The sequence below is a fragment of the Bordetella genomosp. 5 genome (assembly GCF_002261315.1).
Classification (GTDB): Bacteria; Pseudomonadota; Gammaproteobacteria; order Burkholderiales; family Burkholderiaceae_B; genus Bordetella.
This window is the reverse complement of sequence record NZ_NEVP01000004.1, coordinates 173,598-191,278: the sequence shown is the minus strand read 5'-3', so window position 1 is coordinate 191,278 and position 17,681 is coordinate 173,598. Positions and strand designations below refer to the sequence as shown.

The 17,681-nt window shown below is 66.9% G+C and carries 16 protein-coding genes; 10 read left to right on the top strand and 6 right to left on the bottom strand.

The window, feature by feature from the left end; translation table 11 throughout:
- Positions 1-59 precede the first annotated feature (59 nt).
- The 4 genes from CAL25_RS06410 to CAL25_RS06395 all read left to right on the top strand — a co-directional run bounded on the left by CAL25_RS06410 (position 60) and on the right by CAL25_RS06395 (position 3,648).
- Positions 60-815: an SDR family NAD(P)-dependent oxidoreductase gene (locus CAL25_RS06410; RefSeq protein WP_249278970.1), complete on the top strand. Its 756-nt coding sequence runs from the start codon at positions 60-62 to the stop codon at positions 813-815.
- Between the two features lie 44 nt (positions 816-859).
- Positions 860-1,825 (top strand): tripartite tricarboxylate transporter substrate binding protein, encoded by a 966-nt coding sequence (locus tag CAL25_RS06405; RefSeq protein WP_094799120.1) that lies wholly within the window; start codon positions 860-862, stop codon positions 1,823-1,825.
- A 69-nt stretch (positions 1,826-1,894) separates the two neighbouring features.
- Positions 1,895-2,650: an SDR family oxidoreductase gene (locus CAL25_RS06400; RefSeq protein ID WP_094799119.1), complete on the top strand. Its 756-nt coding sequence runs from the start codon at positions 1,895-1,897 to the stop codon at positions 2,648-2,650.
- A 26-nt stretch (positions 2,651-2,676) separates the two neighbouring features.
- Positions 2,677-3,648 (top strand): Bug family tripartite tricarboxylate transporter substrate binding protein, encoded by a 972-nt coding sequence (locus tag CAL25_RS06395; protein ID WP_094799118.1) that lies wholly within the window; start codon positions 2,677-2,679, stop codon positions 3,646-3,648.
- 25 nt (positions 3,649-3,673) lie between these two features.
- Here CAL25_RS06395 and CAL25_RS06390 read toward each other — a convergent pair whose 3' ends face one another.
- The 3 genes from CAL25_RS06390 to CAL25_RS06380 all read right to left on the bottom strand — a co-directional run bounded on the left by CAL25_RS06390 (position 3,674) and on the right by CAL25_RS06380 (position 7,654).
- Complete coding sequence (locus CAL25_RS06390; RefSeq protein ID WP_170948405.1) at positions 3,674-4,423, bottom strand: GntR family transcriptional regulator; 750 nt, start codon at positions 4,421-4,423, stop codon at positions 3,674-3,676.
- Positions 4,424-4,547: 124 nt separating this feature from the next.
- Complete coding sequence (locus tag CAL25_RS06385) at positions 4,548-5,603, bottom strand: RNA methyltransferase (protein ID WP_094799116.1); 1,056 nt, start codon at positions 5,601-5,603, stop codon at positions 4,548-4,550.
- A gap of 125 nt (positions 5,604-5,728) precedes the next feature.
- On the bottom strand, positions 5,729-7,654 hold the full coding sequence (locus tag CAL25_RS06380) for a WG repeat-containing protein (protein ID WP_141217896.1): 1,926 nt from the start codon (positions 7,652-7,654) through the stop codon (positions 5,729-5,731).
- A 360-nt stretch (positions 7,655-8,014) separates the two neighbouring features.
- Between CAL25_RS06380 and CAL25_RS06375 the strand changes: the two genes are divergently transcribed.
- Positions 8,015-9,016, top strand: a complete 1,002-nt coding sequence (locus CAL25_RS06375; protein WP_094799114.1) for a cytochrome-c peroxidase — start codon at positions 8,015-8,017, stop codon at positions 9,014-9,016.
- Positions 9,017-9,268: 252 nt separating this feature from the next.
- Positions 9,269-9,736: a hypothetical protein gene (locus CAL25_RS06370; protein WP_094799456.1), complete on the top strand. Its 468-nt coding sequence runs from the start codon at positions 9,269-9,271 to the stop codon at positions 9,734-9,736.
- 40 nt (positions 9,737-9,776) lie between these two features.
- Here the strand turns inward: CAL25_RS06370 and CAL25_RS06365 are convergent, their stop codons facing one another.
- Positions 9,777-10,469, bottom strand: a complete 693-nt coding sequence (locus CAL25_RS06365; protein WP_094799113.1) for an NUDIX hydrolase — start codon at positions 10,467-10,469, stop codon at positions 9,777-9,779.
- Positions 10,470-10,619: 150 nt separating this feature from the next.
- Here CAL25_RS06365 and CAL25_RS06360 point away from each other — a divergent pair, with 150 nt between their 5' ends.
- The 4 genes from CAL25_RS06360 to CAL25_RS06345 are packed head-to-tail and all read left to right on the top strand — an operon-like array spanning position 10,620 to position 15,541.
- Positions 10,620-11,510, top strand: coding sequence for an isochorismatase family protein (locus CAL25_RS06360; RefSeq protein WP_094799112.1), 891 nt, complete (start codon positions 10,620-10,622; stop codon positions 11,508-11,510).
- Between the two features lie 16 nt (positions 11,511-11,526).
- Positions 11,527-12,723, top strand: a complete 1,197-nt coding sequence (gene pncB / locus CAL25_RS06355) for a nicotinate phosphoribosyltransferase (RefSeq protein ID WP_094799111.1) — start codon at positions 11,527-11,529, stop codon at positions 12,721-12,723.
- 24 nt (positions 12,724-12,747) lie between these two features.
- Complete coding sequence (locus CAL25_RS06350; protein ID WP_094799110.1) at positions 12,748-14,460, top strand: NAD+ synthase; 1,713 nt, start codon at positions 12,748-12,750, stop codon at positions 14,458-14,460.
- Positions 14,461-14,476: 16 nt separating this feature from the next.
- Positions 14,477-15,541 (top strand): NUDIX domain-containing protein, encoded by a 1,065-nt coding sequence (locus tag CAL25_RS06345; RefSeq protein ID WP_094799109.1) that lies wholly within the window; start codon positions 14,477-14,479, stop codon positions 15,539-15,541.
- A gap of 72 nt (positions 15,542-15,613) precedes the next feature.
- On the opposite strand, the gene CAL25_RS06340 is transcribed toward CAL25_RS06345, so the two are convergent.
- Both CAL25_RS06340 and CAL25_RS06335 read right to left on the bottom strand, forming a co-directional pair.
- On the bottom strand, positions 15,614-16,906 hold the full coding sequence (locus CAL25_RS06340; protein ID WP_094799108.1) for a type II toxin-antitoxin system HipA family toxin: 1,293 nt from the start codon (positions 16,904-16,906) through the stop codon (positions 15,614-15,616).
- Positions 16,907-16,915: 9 nt separating this feature from the next.
- A complete protein-coding gene (locus tag CAL25_RS06335) occupies positions 16,916-17,263 on the bottom strand; it encodes a helix-turn-helix domain-containing protein (RefSeq protein ID WP_094799107.1) in 348 nt (115 codons plus the stop codon).
- Between the last annotated feature and the right edge of the window lie 418 nt (positions 17,264-17,681).

Here is a 17,681-nt window from a genome sequence, read left to right as displayed (position 1 = left end):
ACGCGCGCCCGGCTGCCTCGCCCTCGCGCGATGCGCAATCGCTATTTCCAGGAGCAATGATGGGCCACGACAAGTTCAAGGTCGCGCTGGTCACCGGCGCCGCCGGCGGGATCGGCGCGGCGACGGCCAGGGAGCTGCATGCCAGCGGCTTCAGGGTGGTGATGTGGGATGTCGCCGGACAATTTCCGGCGGAGCTCGAGAACGACAAAGAGCGCGTCATGACTCAGACCGTGGATGTCACCGACGCGAGCCGGATCGACGCGGCGCTGGCCGAGGTGCGCGACAGATGGGGCGGGATTTCCGTCCTCATCAACAATGCCGGCATCTCGCCGAAAACACCGGATGGCAAGGGCCGCGGAATCCTGGACGTCTCGGCGCAGGAGTGGAAAAGCGTGGTGGACATCAACCTCACGTCGCTGCTCACGCTGATCCAGAAGACCGCCCCGGACATGATGGGCCAGGAATGGGGCAGGATCGTCAATCTGTCTTCGCAGGCCGCGCGCACCCGCTCAACCGTGCCTGGCGTGGCGTACGTCTGCACCAAGACCGCCGTGCTCGGCCTGACGCGCTACGCCGCCGAAGAGCTCGGCCCCTATGGCATCACGTGCAACGCGGTGACGCCGGGCCGCATCGCCTCGCCCATGACGGCCTCCGCGGGCGCGGAAGTCACGGCACGCCTGAACAGCAGCACACCGCTGCGCCGCATGGGCACACCCGAAGAGGTCGCCAAAGCCATTGCCTTCTTCTGCGCGCCGTCGGGTGATTTCATCTCCGGCGCCGTACTCGACGTCAATGGAGGTTTGTTCATGCAGTAGCACAGGGCGGTACCACCCGCAGCACCATAAAAAAGGAGACAAACATGAAACACAAAGCCATCGGCCCGATCGCAGCGATCGCCATCCTTGGCGGCTTCAGCGTGTCGGCGCAGGCGCAAACCGCGTATCCCATCCGCTCCATCGAACTCAGCGTGCCGTATGGCGCGGGCGGCGCCACCGACGTCATGGCACGCAAGTTCGCGACCTTTCTCGAAAAAGAGCTGGGTCAGCCCATTGTGGTGGTCAACCGCCCCGGCGCGCAGGGCACGCTGCAAATGAGCCACCTGGCCAAGGCCAAACCCGATGGCTACTCGCTCGGTGTAGCCGGCTACAACGCCCTGACCTATACCGCGCAGCGCATGTCCAAGCCTCCCTTTACGGTGGACGACTTCACCTACTTCGGCGAGATCGGCACGTTTTCCTATGGGCTGGTGGTGCCCAGCTCCTCGCCCATCAAGAACATGGACGACTACATCGCCGCCAGCAAGAAGCCGAAGGGCATCACCTATGGCGTGACGGGTGCGCCGAACAACATCCCGTATGCCACGCTGAAAAGGACCACCGGCGGCACCTTCGAGGAGGTGAACTACAAGTCCGGCCTCGAGGCCGCGACGGCGGCCGCGGGCGGCCATGTGGAGTCCGCGCTGCAAAACCCGCAAGACCTTCTGCCGCTGGTGCAGTCCGGCCAGTTGCGCCTGATCGCCTCCATGACAGAACAGCGCATCGCAGGCCAGGAGAGCGTGCCTACGGCGCGCGAACAGGGCTATGACGTGCAGGTCTACAGCAGCCTGGGCCTCGCAGCGCCCAAAGGAATTCCGGCGGACGTCGGCAGAAAGCTGCAGGCCGCCACGCTGAAGATCCTGGCCAATCCGCAATACGTGGAGTTCATGAAAACCCAGCACATGTACGTCAATCAGGTCGACGGCCCGGCCTTCGCGCAGAAGCTGCGCGACGGTTACGTGAACATGGGCGTGTTCATCAAGGAAATGAACATCCCGATGCTGAACTGAACCGGCGTCACGGCAGCCAGCGGCGGCAAGCCTGCCGCCGCACCCTACTTCACCGCGGAGACACGCAACATGCATTCCTCAGGCAAGCTGGCGCTCATCACCGGCGGCACCCGCGGCATCGGGCTGGCCAGCGGCATCGAACTGCTGCGCCAGGGTCATACCGTCGTGCTGACCGGCCGCTCCGGCCGCGTGCATGGCGACATCCCCGAGGCCCTGTCGAGCCGGGCTCATGTGATGTCGCTCGACATGACGCAACCCGATACGTTCGGCCCCTTCGTAAACAAGCTGGCCAGCGATCTCGGCGATATCGACATCCTGGTGAACAACGCCGGCGTCAGCCTGAAGAACGCGCGCGGCCTCTCCAACGGCGTGCTGACGGCGACGGCCGCCGAGTTCGACGACACCATGCGTGTCAATGCACTGGCGCCCATGTTGCTCGCGCAACACGTTCTGCCTCGCATGCGGGAGCGTCGCTGGGGCCGCATCGTCAACATCGCCTCGCTGGCCGGACGCAGCAAAAGCGCGGTCTCGGGTCCGACCTACATGATGAGCAAGGCGGCGCTGCTTGCCTGGACCCGTGCTGTCGCGCTCGAGATGGCGCCCTACGGCATCACCTGCAACGCGATCGCACCCGGCCGCGTGCAGACCGACATGGCGATGCAGGGCGGCGCGGAGCTCAACGCGCGCCTCGCCAGCGCCATCCCTGTCGGCCGCATCGGACAACCTGAAGAGGTTGCCTACGCGGTTGCCATGCTGTGCGCCGAGGCCGCGGCCTTCACGACCGGCGCATGCCTGGACATCAACGGTGGCGTCTTCATGTCCTGACGCCACCACCCACCAAGGAGACAATCATGACGACAAAAAGAATCATCGTGGCGTTGGCGACCGCGATCGGCGCCACGCTGGCATCGTTCGCGGCCGGCGCCCAGCAAGCCGCCAACTACCCCGCCCGTGAGCTGAACATGTACGTGAACTACGGCGCGGGCGGCAACACCGACGTCGCCGCCCGCGGGCTGGCCCGGGGCATGGAGGCCATCCTGGACAAGCCGGTCGTGATCCAGAATCGCGCCGGCGCACAGGGCACGCTGGGCGTATCGCAGCTGGCGCGGCAAAAGCCCGATGGCTACACGTTCGGCATCGTGACGTACTCGACCATTTCCATCACGCCGCATCTGATGAAGGTCGACTACACGGCCGACAGCTTCGACTTCGTGGCGGGGGTCGGGCGATTCAAGTATGGCGTGGCGGTGCTCGCCGATTCGCCGTACAAGACCCTGGACGATCTGGTCGAGGCCAGCAAGAAAGGCAAAGGCGTCTTCTTCGGCGCTCCGTCGGCGCCGAACAACATCGCGATGTACGAGCTAGGTCGTAAAACGGGCGGCACTTTCGAACAGGTCAGCTACAAGTCGGGTGCCGAAACGGTGTCCGCGCTGCTGAGCCGCCAGGTCGATGTCATCGTGCAGAACCCCTCCGACATCATGCCGCACGTCAATGCAGGCAAGATGCGTATGCTGGCGAGCGCGAGCCCGATGCGCTGGACCGAGCTGCCCGATATCCCGACGATGAAGGAACAGGGCTATGACGTCGAGGTGGACTCGTGGCTGGGCCTGGCCTTTCCCAAAGGCGTGGATCCGGCCGTGCGCGACAAGCTCGAGCGCGTCGCCATCCAGGCGCTGAAGTCGCCGGAAACCACGAAGGTCTTTGTGCTGGGCGGCATGGAGCCCGTGGCCGTCGATGGCGCCGAGTATCACAAGATGCTGGTCGACGGCCGCGAGTTCATGGGCCAGGCGATCAAGGCCGCCAACATTCCCACCAACCTCTGAACCCTGCCGCCGGCGTCAGGCCGGGCTAGCCCAGTTGCTGCAACTGACGCCCGGCGCGCTGGCGCGCACGCACCAGCTCCATCTTCTTGAAAGGCTGCACCGTCAGCGCCTCGGGGCTGAGCTTCTGGTGCAGTACCTCGATGATCTTCGTGCCCGATCCGGACAGGTCCCGGATCAGCGCGCTCTCGAGCAGCGCCGCGTCGCGGGTTCGCAGGGCCTCGAGCATATCCTCGTGCGGATGCGTGCCGCTGAAGATGGCCGGCGAGCCCTTCTCGTAGAGAAACCCCACGCTCGGCCCCGTGATGGCCCAGAGCGTCTGGATCATGGTCTTGAGGTACGACTTCTCTTCCACACGGCACAAGGCCATATGGAACAGGGCATTCTGCTTGAGCTGGCTCCGCGCATCGCCGCGCGCCTTGGCCTTTACCAGCGCCACGTGCAGGCTCTCGAGCTGCGCGATCTGCCGGGGCGTCCAGGCGTCGAGCGTCTGCAGCGCCGCCATCACTTCCAGCTTGGTGCGGATCGCACGTACTTCGGTCAGGTGCTCGACGGACGGAATCGGGACGCGCACGCTGAAGCCGCGTTGACCGATCAGGATATCCTTGGCCACCAGCTGCAGCAGCGCCTCGCGGATCGGGGTTTGGCTCATGCCCTGGAACGCCGGGTCTTCGAGCAGCTCGCGCAGCTTGAACGTGTGGCCAGGCATGTACTCGCCATACGTGAGTTTGGCGATCAGCGTTTCCCTGACGGTATCGGTGTGGTTGACTTTGGACATGGCGGCACAGGCCCCCGGATCAATTCCGGTCGTCATTTTATAACCTAACGTCGCCCTGTTGATGCGCGCCGATCAGCCGTCGCGTGCCGGCCGGCATGCGCCATCGATACGGTAGAAAGCCGGCTTACGCCGCGTTCACGCGCACGGTGCGCTGACGGCGCACCGCGACTACCTGCTCCGCCCCGACCGCGCGCGCGCGCAGCTGACCACAGCCGGCATCCACGTCCTGGCCCGCGCTGTTTCGCACCTTGGCCAACACGCCGCCCTGGTGCAGGTATCGCACGATTTCGCGGATGCGTTCGGGATCGGGGCGCTGGTAGTCGTCGCCCTCGAGGCTGTTGAACGGGATGACGTTGAGCACGCCGTACTTGCCCTTGAGCAGGCGCAGGACGGCGTCGAGCTCGTCGTTGCCGTCGTTGATGCCCTTGAGCAGCGTCCACTGATACTGGATCGGGTAGCCGGTGTCGCGCGCGTACTTCTCGCCGAGCGCGATGAGCTCGTCGGGCGGGATCCGGGGTGCGCGCGGGAGCAGGTGTTCGCGCAGCTCGGCCTTGGTCGTGTGCAGCGAGAGCGCGAGCGCGGGCTTGATGCGCTGCTGCGGCAGGGCATCGAACACGCGGTGATCGCCCACGGTGGAGAACACGAGGTTCTTGTGGCCGATGCCGCCCTCGGTGCCGAGCAGATCGATGGCCTCGAGCACGTTTTCCAGGTTGTGCGCGGGCTCGCCCATGCCCATGAAGACGACCTTCTTCACGGCGCGCTGGCGGCGCGCGAGCACCACCTGCGCCAGGATCTCCATGCTCGACACCTGACGCAGCAGGCCGCTCTTGCCGGTCATGCAGAAACGACAGCCGACCGCACAGCCGACCTGGGTCGACACACAGAGGCCGTCGCGCGGCAGCAGCACGCTTTCCACCATCTGGCCGTCGGCCAGCTCCACCAGCAGGCGCGAGCCGTCGTCGCCGGCGTGTTCGGAGCGGATGCGGGCCAGGCCGTCGAGTTCGGCGGTCACGCCGGGCAGGCCCTCACGCAGCGAGAGCGGGAGGAAATCATCGGAATGTCTGCGCCGGGTGCCCGTGTCGAGCGCCTGACCGTTCAGCCAGACGCGCACGACCCGGCCGCGATGAACGGGCCGGGCGCCGAGGGCGGTGAGGCGTTGGTCGAGATCGGAGAAGCGCATGGGGAGCGGATTTTACTCTGGTCGCGCCACGGGCCCGGCCCGACGCGGGCCACGGAGGCTGCACGCGCCAGGGCAGGTGCTCGAATAGGCGCCAGGCCTGGCGCCAGACGTTGGGCCACACGTCTTCAGGCAGCCGTCTCCCGGCCGTCCGGATGCAGCAGCACCTGCTCGCCCGTGTCGCCGCGCACGGCGGCGACCGGCAGGCCTTCGTTCCAACGCCGCACCAGCGCGGGCGGGCCGTTGTAGATCCCCGCGGCCGTCTGCAGCGATGCGGGCGCGCCGATCCAGGCATAGACCGGCGCGTGCAGCCACGTGCCGTCCGGATGCGCGAGACCGACCAGCAGGCCGTCCTCGCTGTGCGCGCATGCGTCGTCGGGCGCCTGAAGCACGAGCCAGCCGTAGCCGTCGTTCCAGGCCAGCCCGAACGTAAGGACGTACGCGCAGGGCAGCACTTCGCGGCCCTGCGTGCAGTCGTAGACGCCCTCGGACCCGGCCATGTCGTCGCCTGCGGCGGCGGCGAGCACGCGCACGTAGCGGGCCGCCTGGCCCGACGGCGCGGGCTCGGGAACGCCGGGCAGACGAGAGGGCAACCAGGTCACCTCGCCGACGTCGGCGTATACCAGGGGTACCAACACCTTGCCCGCGCCATCGACGACGCCGCGGCGCTCGTCGGTGGTCAGCACGTTGATCCGCATCACGCCACGATCCCATTGTTCGGCCAGATCGGTCTCGGTGTCCAGGGCCGACACACCGACGTGGCAGGCGTCGAGCACCAGGCGTCCCGCCGCGTCGACCACGCCGTTCAGCGCGTCGCGTTGCACCACATACGCGTGCAGCTCTTCTTCCCAGAAGATCTCTTGCCAGGTGGGCGCGACCACCCACGCGCCCTGGCGATCGATGAGCCCCCACGCCTCGTTCTCGTAAGCGGGCGCCAGTCCGCCGGGCTGGAACGACCCCACGTCCTCGAAGCGCGGCGTGATGGCCCATTGTCCGTCCTTGCCGACATAGCCCATCAGGTCGCCGACGAGCGCGATCACGAGACCCTGGGCGCAGCGCCAGGCCTCGTCCAACACGGGCTCCATCACCACCCGGCCATCCGCCGCGACCAGCCCGACCTTGCCGCCGGACTCGACGCTCGCGATGTCTTCCGAGAAATCCCACACGGCGTCGAAACGCGGCTCGATGAGCACGCGCCCGCGCTGGTCGTCGGCGTGCAGCAGCCCGATCAGCCCCTCGCGGCGCATCCACAGCACACCTTTATCCGTCGCGTCACCGGACCAGATGGCGTCCCATTCCGGTTGCATCAGGATGCGCCAGCATTCGTCCTCGGATTCGGCATCGGCGTCGTCGTCGAGCGCGCGCAGCCCCCAGCGCCCGTCCACGCAAAAGGTGTAGCGCCCGCCGCCCAGCCACTCGCCCTCTTCCTGCCCGTCCTCCGCGTCGAAGTCCTCGAAGCTGACGCTACGCACCGGCTCCTGCTCGTGAAAGTAAGGATGCGAGAGTCCGCCGAAGCCGAAGGTCCAGGCCCAGCCCGCGTCGTCGTCGGCATCCTGGACGCACAGCAACGCGCACACGCCGGCCACGTCGTCTGCACCCATCCCCCGCTGCAAGGCAGCCCAGAGCGCATTGCTCGTGCGGTTTACATGCGCCGCATAGGCGTGGGCGCCATCGCCATGCAGCCATGAGAGCTCGTTCAGGTTTGCGCTGAACCGCAGCGCCTCGGTCTCGTCGTGCTCGTCGATCAAACCCGCCAGATACCGGACGGCGGCGTCGAGTTGCAAGCACAGCGGCGCGTCCTCGCGGCCCGCGTGCCGCGACAGAAACGCGGCCAGCTCGCCCAGGCGATCGTACGCGGCGCGCGCATCGCTGGCGACACCGGCCGCGCCGCCCTCGTCCATGATGTCCTGGGCATCGACAGGCACGGCCTCAGCACCGCTCGCCAGCAGGACCTGCCAGAGCGTGGGCAGGTTCCCGTTCGCGCTGGCGACTTCCGTGGGCGGCGTGTCCTCGGTCGAGTCGGATTGCAGATACAGCCAGGCGCGATTGCCCATTTTTTTCCTTGGTGTTGCGAACGCCACGGGCGTCGGGTCTTGCGTTTCAACGGCGGCCTGACAGGGTTCGGCCGGATGATCCGGCTCGCGCTTTGCCGTGCAGGCGCCCGTGATTGTAGTGAGGCCATGAAGACGGCTTGGCGACGAACGCCGCGGCACGCTGCCGACCGCCCGCGCCGCCGGAACGCACTCGTCCGATAGTGGCCCTGTACGAGGCGATCTGCCCTCCCCTTTGCGCATCGTCAAGGATCCGCTCGCGCGTGCGTCCTGGACTCGAATGCCTTGATGCGGCGCAAGCGGTCGGCGCGCCGCACTCGCTGTAATGACCCTGTGCCGTCAAGGTATTCAGAGGAGAAGTCGATGAGAAAGCACAGTGTGTCGTGGGGTGTGGGCATCGTATTGGCCTTGTGGGCGGGTCAGGCCATGAGCGCATCGCAGGAGCCCATCCAGCCGATCGAGCCCGTCGTGATCAAAGAGCCCGAGAAGGTCGAGCTGGGCAAAATGCTGTTCTTCGATCCCCGTCTGTCGCGGTCCGGCGCGATCTCCTGTAATTCCTGCCACAACCTGGCCATGGGCGGCTCCGATAACCTCAAGGCGTCGATCGGCCACCAGTGGCAGATGGGCGGCATCAATTCACCCACCGTGCTCAACTCGAGCATGAACATCGCGCAGTTCTGGGATGGGCGCGCCAAGGATCTGCGCGAGCAAGCCGGCGGCCCGATCGCGAATCCGGCGGAGATGGCCTCCTCTCATGAGGTGGCGGTGCAGGTGCTCAACTCCATACCGGGCTACCGGTCGGAGTTCAAGCGCGTGTTCGGCAAGGATGGCATCACGATCGACGAGGTGACCAGCGCGTTGGCCGCGTTCGAGGAAACGCTGGTCACGCCGAACTCCCGCTTCGACAAGTGGCTCAAGGGTGACAAGAACGCGCTTACCGTGCGCGAGCTCGCCGGCTATCAGCTGTTCAAGAACAGCGGTTGCGTGGCCTGTCACAACGGTGCCGCGGTCGGCGGCAACTCGTTCCAGAAAATGGGCCTGGTTTCGCCGTATGTCACCGACAACAAGGCGGAGGGTCGAGCCGGCGTGACGGGTCAGGACGCCGACCGCTTCAACTTCAAGGTGCCGACACTGCGCAACGTAGCCCTGACCTACCCGTACTTCCATGACGGCGAGGCAGCCACGCTCACGCAGGCCGTCGACGTGATGGGACGCCTGCAATTGGGGCGCACGTTCACCGACGAAGAAAACGGGCAGATCGTGGCGTTCCTGAAAACCCTCACGGGCGATCAACCCGTTATCCAGTATCCGGTGCTGCCGCCGTCGGAAGACGACACGCCGCGTCCGGAACCGTTCGTGAAATAAGAGGCGCGGCGCGCACGGATGTGCGCGCGCCAGCGCAGCGCCCCCCGCACATCGCGCGCGGGGGCAGCGGCTGGCGGCGGGCGACCGGCGGCGGGCGAGACCGGCTGCGGGCGACCGGCTGCGGGCGACCGGCTGCGGGCGACCGGCGGCGGGCGACCGGCTGCGGGCAAGCCCCGCCGCCCTCGGCACCCGCAACAGCCAAGATCGAGCGCATGTGGCATGCTTCGCCGCCAGCCCTACGCCGACCGACCCATGCCCGTGCTGCTCGCCCGCATCCTCGACCTTCTCATCCTCGCCGCGTCGGCGGCGCTGTTCGGCGCCTGCCTGACGTCCGTGCTGACGACCGGTGCCTACGGCTGGGCCGTCCCCGTCGCGCCGTATATGTACGAGGCCAGCGACTTCTATGCGGACGCGGCACTCGCGGGCACGGGCGGCCTGTTGGCGCTGCTGGCGTTGGAGCGGTTAGCACGGGTGCGCGCATCCGAATCGCTGCGTGCCGCGGCGTTTTTCATCGCGGCGCTGCTCGCGCTGTATCTCGCACCACCCTCGCCCCAGGTGTTCGGCAATACCTGGGCGCCGGGCGAAGCGACGCGGGAATTGCTCCTCGCGCAACTGGACATGGTGGTGCCCATTGCGCTGGCGGCGGTGGTGTTGCGGTGCGCGGCACGCGCCGTGTGGCGTCGCGTGACGCGCCCGCGGCGGCGCGGCTCATCCGAGTGAATGCGGCACGCGGCGCGGCGGCACCTGCCGGGGTAGCGCCCTAGCGTTTGGGCCGAGGTGCCAGCGACGGCTCGAGCTGAACCGCTTCCTTGCCGGAGCGCACGCGGTATACCCGGGCGGGCCGATGGCCTTCGGTCTTGGTGTCGCCGGTTTCTTCGAGGATGTCGAGCTCGTCGATGCGGCGAATGAAGCCGCGGGGCTCCAGACGGCCGCCCAACAGCTGCTCGTAGACCGCCCGCAGCTCCGACATCGTGAAGGTATCCGGCATCAGGTGCACCGGCAGCGCGGAGTAGCTGGTCTTGGAGCGCACGCGTTCGACCGCGGCGCGCAGAATCGTGGTGTGGTCGAACGGCAAGGTGCGCGACAGCGCCTCATCCACGCGCGTCCAGGCGAAATGCGCGTTGTTGTCGGGCGCGACGTGCGACGGCACCAGCGCGTAGTAGGCGATCGACGCCGACCAGCCGCGCGGATCGCGCGACGCGCCGGTGAAGGTGGCCAGCTGCTCGAGATACGGGCTCTTTACCGCCGCCTTGGTGGCGAGCACGCGGCGGGCGGTGTCCATCGCGTCGAGATCCTGCTCCGCACGGATGAACCCGCCCGGCAATCCCCACGCCCCGAAGTAAGGTTCGCTCTCTTGCGTGCGCCGCACCAGGCCGACATGCAGCGCCTCCTCGAGCAGCGTCAGGAGGACCACGTCGACCATCAGAAGCGGGCGGGGGTTTTCATGGGCCATGCGCCATTATAGCGAAATCGCCGTAAGTATCTCCCCGCCTGCCAATGTCTTCAGCGGTTCCGGCAACATCCAGCATCAATTACTTACGGCGTTTTTGCCTTAAGCCGGCGTATAGTGGGAACCAGCACGCAACATATCGGAGACCGCATCATGACCCGCACCGCCAAACTCCTCGTCATCGACCCGCAGAACGACTTCTGCGATATTCCCGCGGAGCTGCTGCCCACCCTGGGCGGTCAGGCCGGCGAGGTCACCGAGACGCCGGCGCTGCCCGTGAGCGGCGCCCACGCCGATATGCTGCGCACGGCGGATTTCATTACGCAGGCGGGCCGCGCGCTGGCCGGCATCACCGTCACCCTCGACTGGCACCCCTTCGTCGCCATCGAGCGCACCACCTTCTGGCAAGACGCCGCGGGCAAGGAGGTGGCGCCGTTCACCCCGATCACCGCGGCCGACGTGGCGGCCGGCAAGTACCTGCCCGTCAATGGCGAACGGATCGAGCCCCTGAGCGGCAAGCCGCTGTCGGCGCGCGTGATCGAGCTGCTTGGCCGGCTCGAAGCGGCGGGCCGCTACACGCTGATGGTCTGGCCGGTGCACTGCGTGGCCGGCACCTGGGGCGCCAACATTCACCGTTCGGTGGCCGACGCGCTGGCCCAATGGGAACGCGGCGCCGACGCGCCCGTCATCAAGGCGCACAAGGGCGAGTACTTCCTTACCGAGCACTACGGCGCGTTCGAAGCCGAAACGCCGCTGGACGAAGTGCCGTCGACGCAGTTCGATACGGCGCTGGCGCAGGGCCTGACCGAGGGCGTGGACACACTCTACGTGGCCGGCGAAGCCTCGAGCCACTGCGTCTCGGCCAGCGTCGATCAGCTCATCCGCTATCGCAATTCCGGCAAGGGCATCGTGCTCATCACCGACTGCATGAGCCCGGTCGCCGGCTTCGGCGCGCAGGCCGATGCGTTCCTGGCCCGTGCGCGCGCCGCCGGCTGCGAAACGCTCACCGCCGCGCAAGCCTTGCAACGCCTGCGCGCCAACTGAATCGGGAGTGCCGACCATGACCACCTTTCGTCCCATCATCAACTCGCTGCTCGAGACCGATCTGTACAAATTCACGATGTGGCAGGCGCTGCTGCACCGCTTTCCGACGAACACGGCCAGGTACCGGTTCGTCTGCCGCAGCGTAACGGCCTACCCGCTCGCCACCCTGGCCGACGAGGTGAATCGCCAGCTCGACTGGCTGTGCAACCTGCGCTTCTCGCCCGATGAGCTCGACTACGTGGGCAGCCTGCGCTTCATCAAGCCGGATTTCATCCAGTTTCTGCGCATCTTCCAGCTCAACCGCGGCTTCATCTCGGCGCGCGCCGAGGGCGACGAGCTCGTCATCGAGGCGGAGGGGCCGCAGATTCACGTGATGCCGTTCGAGATCTACGTGCTGGCGATCGTCAACGAGCTGTATTTCCGCACGCTGGGCGAGGTCGATCTCGCCGAGGGCCGGGCGCGGCTCGAGGCGAAGATCGGCATGCTCGTCGACGCCTCGTGCCAGCCGGCGCTGCGGCACCCCTTCGAGTTCTTCGACTTCGGCGTGCGCCGCCGCTACAGCGGCGCCTGGCACGACGAGGTGGTGTCCACGTTGAAGGCGCGCGTGCCGCAGTTCTTCAAGGGCACCTCGAATGTCTACCTGGCCAAGAAGTACGGTCTCGTGCCGATCGGCACCATGGCGCACGAATACCTGCAGACCTTCCAGGCCGTGGGCGTGCAACTCAAGCTGTCGCAGAAGGCCGCGCTCGAGGCCTGGGTGCAGGAGTACCGCGGCGATCTGGGCACCGCCCTCACCGACGTGGTCGGCATGGACGCATTTCTGGCGGATTTCGACCTGTACTTCGCCAAGCTGTTCGATGGCCTGCGCCACGATTCCGGCGACCCCGGAGTCTGGGGCGAAAAGGCCCTGGCGCACTACGCCAAGCTGCGCATCGATGCGCACAACAAGCGCCTCACCTTCTCCGATGGTCTGGACATCCCGAAGGCGCTGGAACTCTATCGGCAGTTTGGCGACCGCGTGCAGCTGGGTTTCGGCATCGGCACCAACCTGACCAACGATGTGGGCCCGAAGCCGCTGAACATCGTGATGAAGCTGGTGCGCTGCAATGACCAGCCGGTGGCGAAGCTTGCCGACACACCGGGCAAGACGCTGTGCGACGACCCGACCTTCCTGGCGTACCTGCGCAGTGTCTTCAACCGCACCGAAGACTGAGCCCCTTTTCAGCAGAGCCGTTGTATGCAGAACTCTCTCACCGTCACGTTAGGCCAGATCAATCCTACCGCCGGGGATCTCGATGGCAACATCGCCCTGATGCTGGCGGCCGCCCGCAAGGCCGAGGCCGCCAGCGCGCACCTGGTCGTATTTCCGGAGCTCTCGCTGACGGGCTACTCGCCCGGCGATCTGCTCGACGACCCCGCCTTCCAGGAGCGCCTGCGCACCGCGCACGGTACGCTCATCGCCGCCAGCCGCCAGACGCCCGGCCTGCACTGGGTGGTCGGCCTGCCGCTGCCCGCCAGCGAGCGACGCTACTTCAACGCGCTGCAGGTGTTGCGCAACGGCGAGGCGCTGCTTACCTATCACAAGCAGTTGCTGCCCACCTATGGCGTGTTCAACGAACACCGCCACTTCGAACCCGGCGCCGACACGGCCAGGGTGCTGCGGGTGCAGGGGGTGTCGGTCGGGTTCCTGATCTGCGAAGACGCCTGGAACGACGACGGGCAGGACTACCCGGTAAATCCGTTTCAGCGTCTGGCCGACGCCGCCCCCGATCTGGTGATCTCGATCAACGCCAGCCCGAGCGACAAAGGGAAGCGCCGGCGGCGCCACGACGTCATGGCCAAGGCCTGCGCGCGCCACGCGCTGCCGCTGCTGTATGTGGCGCAGGTCGGCGGGCAGGATCAGCTCGTGTTCGATGGCGCTTCGTTTGCGGCCGATGCCACGGGCGCCATCGTGTTCGAGGGCAAGCGCTTCGCCGAAGACACGAGCACGCTGATCTTCGACCGGGGCTCGCGCAGCTTTCGCAATGCACGCGGCGCAGCATTGAGCGGGGTGCCCGCCGCAGGGCTGACGGACATGGAGTTCTATCGCCAACAGATCGTGCTGGGCCTGCGCGATTACGCCCGCCGCTGCGGCTTCACGCAGGTGGTGGTCGGCTCGTCGGGCGGGATCGACTCCGCCCTGACGCTGGCGCTGGCCGCCGAGGCGCTCGGTCCGGCCAACGTGACCGCGATCACCATGCCGTCGGTCTATTCCAGCGCGGGTAGCGTGGCCGACTCGGTGGCGTTGTGCCGCAACCTCGGCGTCACGCTGCACGAGGTCGCCATCAAATCCATCGTATCGGCGTTCGCAGGCACGCTGGGGCAAAGCAGCGTCGGCGCCGAGCCCGCCGGGCTGGCACTGGAAAACCTGCAGGCGCGGGTGCGCGGCACGCTGCTCATGACCTACTCCAACCAATTCGGTCCGCTGGTGCTCACGACCGGCAACAAGTCGGAGCTGTCGGTGGGCTACTGCACGCTCTATGGCGACACGAACGGCGGTCTGGGCTTGCTGGGCGATCTGTACAAGACCGAGGTCTTCGCCCTGTCGCGCCACATCAACAGCACCGCGGGTCGTGAACTGATCCCGCAGGCCATCATCGACAAGGCGCCCTCGGCCGAGCTGGCGCCCGACCAGAAAGACTCTGACTCGTTGCCGCCGTACGAGGTGCTCGATGAGATCCTCAAGGTGCTCATCGAAGGCTCCCTGCTCGAGGCCGACGAGCACGATCACGCCCATGCCGTCGTGCAGGCGCTCGGCGGGACTGCCGAGGGCCGCGCGACGATCGCCAGGGTCAAGCATCTGATCGCTCGCAGCGAATACAAGCGGCGCCAGGCCCCGCCCATCATCCGCGTGCGCGCTCGCGCCTTCGGCACCGGCCGGCAAGTGCCGATTACCGCGCGGCAATACTGAATCCACGGAGATCCGAATGACCCCCGACACCCCGCAGTACGCCGCCGCCGTCGTGATCGGCCGTTGGCAGCTTCCCCACCTGGCGCATTTCGACCTGATCCAGCGCGCGCTGGCGGTGGCGCAACGCGTGAGCATCGTGATCGGCTCCGCGCACCGCTCGCGCAATCCCAAGAATCCGTTCACCGAAGGCGAGCGCCAGGCCATGCTGGAAAGCATGCTGAGCACCGAGCAGCGCCAGCGCGTGAGCTTCGTGATGGTGCAGGACTACGGCAATGACAAGCGCTGGGCCGATGCGGTGCAGGCCGCCGTCATCGAGATCCATGGCCAGACGCCGGTCTGCCTGGTCGGCTACCAGAAGGACCCTTCCAGCTATTACCTGACTCTGCCGCAGTTCAAGTCTTGGACCTTCGTGGACGCGGGCAGCACGCGCGACGTGGACGCGACCGGTCTGCGCGACGTGTACTTCAGCGACGCGTCTGTGGCGGCATCGCTGGATGTGTTGCGCCCCTATCTGCACGAAGGCGTGCTCGACTACCTGCGTGCCTGGGCCGAGCTGCCCGTCTATGCCGCCTGCCGCGACGAGCATCTGGCCGTGAAGGCCTACCGCCTGAGGTACACCGCCCCCGTGTACCTCACGGCGGACGCGGTGGTGCGGGCCGCCGACCACGTGCTGCTCATCAAACGGGCCAACATCATCGGCCGCGGCCAGTGGGCCCTGCCCGGCGGCTTTCTGGACAAGGACGAGCGCTGGTTCGACGGCGCGGTGCGCGAGCTCGGCGAAGAAACCCTTTTTGAGCTGCCCTCGTCCGTGATGGAGCACGCGCTCAAGGACCAGGCGATCTTCGACAACCCCGGCCGCAGTCCGCGCGGCCGCCTCATCACGCAGGCGTTTTACTTTGCGTTGAAGAGCGAGCGCCTGCCCGAGGTGAAGGGCGCGGACGACGCGAAGGAGGCGCGCTGGGTGCCGGTATCGGAACTGCCCGGCATGGTCGACCAGCTGTTCGAGGATCACGCGCTGATCCTCGATCGGTTCCTCGGGATCCTGAGCTCGCAGGCCACGATCGTGCCGGCGCACGCGTAAGGCGTCGGGCTGGGCGGCCGCCGACCGACGACGGTACGAAGCGGCCACCTTCCATGTGGGGCTGCATCAGTTTCAATGCCAGGCGGTCAGCGTTGCTTCCAGGCGCTCGATCTCGATCGGCGATAGGCCCGCCGCCTCGTAATACGTGCGGCGCTCGGCCACCACGGCGCGCACGCGGTCCACGATCGAGGCCGCGGCCGCCTCCGAGCGCAGGCCGAAGCGGCGGTAGTCGCTCAGCACGTTATCGAAGGTGCTCTCGCGTCCCAGCGTGCCCACGTGCAGGTAGTGCTTTGCCGAGCCCTCCTGCGTGACGACGTCGAAGAGCGGCGAGAGTCGGTAGGTTTCCGCGCCGTCGTCTTTGACGAAGCCGAAGTTCTTCAGATGGTCGTCGGTGTTGTGGACGGCCACGTTGAGCGCCATGCGCGCATACAGCTCCTTGAGGTCGCGGACCGGATTCGAGGAGATGCGGCGCACGACATCGGCCAGGCGGCCATACGAGAAGGTGGCGCGTCCGCGAGTGCCGTCGAGTTCGCGCTTGCCGATCGAGACCGACGGACTGATGAGCGACGCGCCGCTCAGGAAGTGCCGCCGTGCCACGACCGGCGCGCCCGCCACGTCGGGTCGCACGCGGTAGCGGTCGAACCGGTGCGTCAGCAGCACGGCGCCCAAAGGCGTTTCTTCGAGCCTGATTTCAGGCACCGTGAGACCGATCGCGCTCGCCATCCGGAGGTTGGCGAACTCCACCCGCTGCCGGTCGTAGCTGTCGCCGCGGCGCGGAAACTTGGCGATCCACATCTCGCCCTCCGCGTCGCGCACGATGGTCTTGGGCCGCGCGCCGCCGATATCCCACGAGCTGCCGAGCAGATCGCGATACAGCTTCTTGGGCTTGATGCCCTGATCGACATCGGCCAGCAGGCTGCCAAGCGTCTCGAGCTCGGTCATTTCGGGCAGGCGGTAGGTCTTGCGCATGTTGGGTGTGAGCTGGACCGCGCTGAAGAACAGCGCGCCCACGCCCATGCCCCGCCCCTTCAGCAGCACCTGATCCTCGGACACGCGCGCGCCCGTGTCGACCGCCATGACGTTGCGCCCCCAGGCGTCGGGCGCGGCGTCGAAGATCGCGCCCAGGATCTCGTAGCGGCTGGTGGTGCGAAACGTGGTGCGCGAGTCGGCGAGCGGCAGATTGATGGGGTCGAGCGAAAAGCCGCGCGGGTCTCGCACATAGGATTCGACATAGGTGAACTCCGCGTAGAAGCTCTCCTCGTCGGAATCATCGAGGCTCAGGACTCCGGCAAGCACTGCCTCGCCCGCGATATCCACGTAGACGAAGAGCGGACTCTCGACGGGCTTGTCCTTGCGGCTTGCCATGGGTGCCGCCTACAGCAGCCGCGGATCGACGGGCTGGCGCGTGCCCGCCGCGCGGCGCGAACCGCGCTCGGGGCGGCGCTGCGCTTCGAGCCGTTTGCCGACGCCGTCGGTGTCGGGATCACCGAGCCCCTCGGTCTGCGCACCGAAGCCGTAATGGCCCAGGGCTTCGAGCAAGAGCGCGGCCGAGACGCCGCCGTCGCCGCGCTCGAGCCGCGCGATCGTCGCGCGTGCCACACCCAGGCTGTCGGCCAGCGCGGATTCCGTCTCGCCGCGGCGCAGACGCGCCGTGCGGATGTTCTGCCCGATCTGCTGAAGCGTGAGCTCGGTGGCGAAAGATGGCTTGAGCTTCTTTTTCATGACTCATTAATAGCACATAAATCAACTTAATGAACAATTAACAGGCCAAATGGTGGCAAATGTGGCTTGTCTCGCCGGTCGCACCCCGAGGTTACGAGGGGGCAATGTGGGCCCCACGCTCGCCGCACCGACCTTCATCCCCGCCGCTGCCGCTTCCCCACAATGCATCATTAATGGCGCACTAGGGCTATTTATACTTCTTTAACCATCCCTGCGGGGAAGGGCCGGCCGTAGCTCGAGCGGGCTGCTACGGTACAGAGATCCCCACCGGCGGTGGCAGGCTCCAGGCACACTGCGGGTAGCCTACGGCCGGCGGCGCAAGAATACGGGCTCGCAGTCGTCGCGAAAGCGCCGGTGAAAGACGCCGATGCCGAGATCCCCGTCGTGTCGCGCCGAGGCGCCAGGCGTACGCGCGGGC

Coding starts and splice junctions, on each gene's coding strand:
- CAL25_RS06375 (WP_094799114.1), top strand. CDS start 8,015: ATGAGAAAGCACAGTGTGTCGTGGGGTGTGGGCATCGTATTGGCCTTG.
- pncB (WP_094799111.1), top strand. CDS start 11,527: ATGACCACCTTTCGTCCCATCATCAACTCGCTGCTCGAGACCGATCTG.
- CAL25_RS06395 (WP_094799118.1), top strand. CDS start 2,677: ATGACGACAAAAAGAATCATCGTGGCGTTGGCGACCGCGATCGGCGCC.
- CAL25_RS06410 (WP_249278970.1), top strand. CDS start 60: ATGGGCCACGACAAGTTCAAGGTCGCGCTGGTCACCGGCGCCGCCGGC.
- CAL25_RS06385 (WP_094799116.1), bottom strand. CDS start 5,603: ATGCGCTTCTCCGATCTCGACCAACGCCTCACCGCCCTCGGCGCCCGG.
- CAL25_RS06390 (WP_170948405.1), bottom strand. CDS start 4,423: ATGTCCAAAGTCAACCACACCGATACCGTCAGGGAAACGCTGATCGCC.
- CAL25_RS06400 (WP_094799119.1), top strand. CDS start 1,895: ATGCATTCCTCAGGCAAGCTGGCGCTCATCACCGGCGGCACCCGCGGC.
- CAL25_RS06365 (WP_094799113.1), bottom strand. CDS start 10,469: ATGGCCCATGAAAACCCCCGCCCGCTTCTGATGGTCGACGTGGTCCTC.
- CAL25_RS06340 (WP_094799108.1), bottom strand. CDS start 16,906: ATGGCAAGCCGCAAGGACAAGCCCGTCGAGAGTCCGCTCTTCGTCTAC.
- CAL25_RS06335 (WP_094799107.1), bottom strand. CDS start 17,263: ATGAAAAAGAAGCTCAAGCCATCTTTCGCCACCGAGCTCACGCTTCAG.
- CAL25_RS06380 (WP_141217896.1), bottom strand. CDS start 7,654: ATGGGCAATCGCGCCTGGCTGTATCTGCAATCCGACTCGACCGAGGAC.
- CAL25_RS06405 (WP_094799120.1), top strand. CDS start 860: ATGAAACACAAAGCCATCGGCCCGATCGCAGCGATCGCCATCCTTGGC.
- CAL25_RS06360 (WP_094799112.1), top strand. CDS start 10,620: ATGACCCGCACCGCCAAACTCCTCGTCATCGACCCGCAGAACGACTTC.
- CAL25_RS06350 (WP_094799110.1), top strand. CDS start 12,748: ATGCAGAACTCTCTCACCGTCACGTTAGGCCAGATCAATCCTACCGCC.
- CAL25_RS06345 (WP_094799109.1), top strand. CDS start 14,477: ATGACCCCCGACACCCCGCAGTACGCCGCCGCCGTCGTGATCGGCCGT.
- CAL25_RS06370 (WP_094799456.1), top strand. CDS start 9,269: ATGCCCGTGCTGCTCGCCCGCATCCTCGACCTTCTCATCCTCGCCGCG.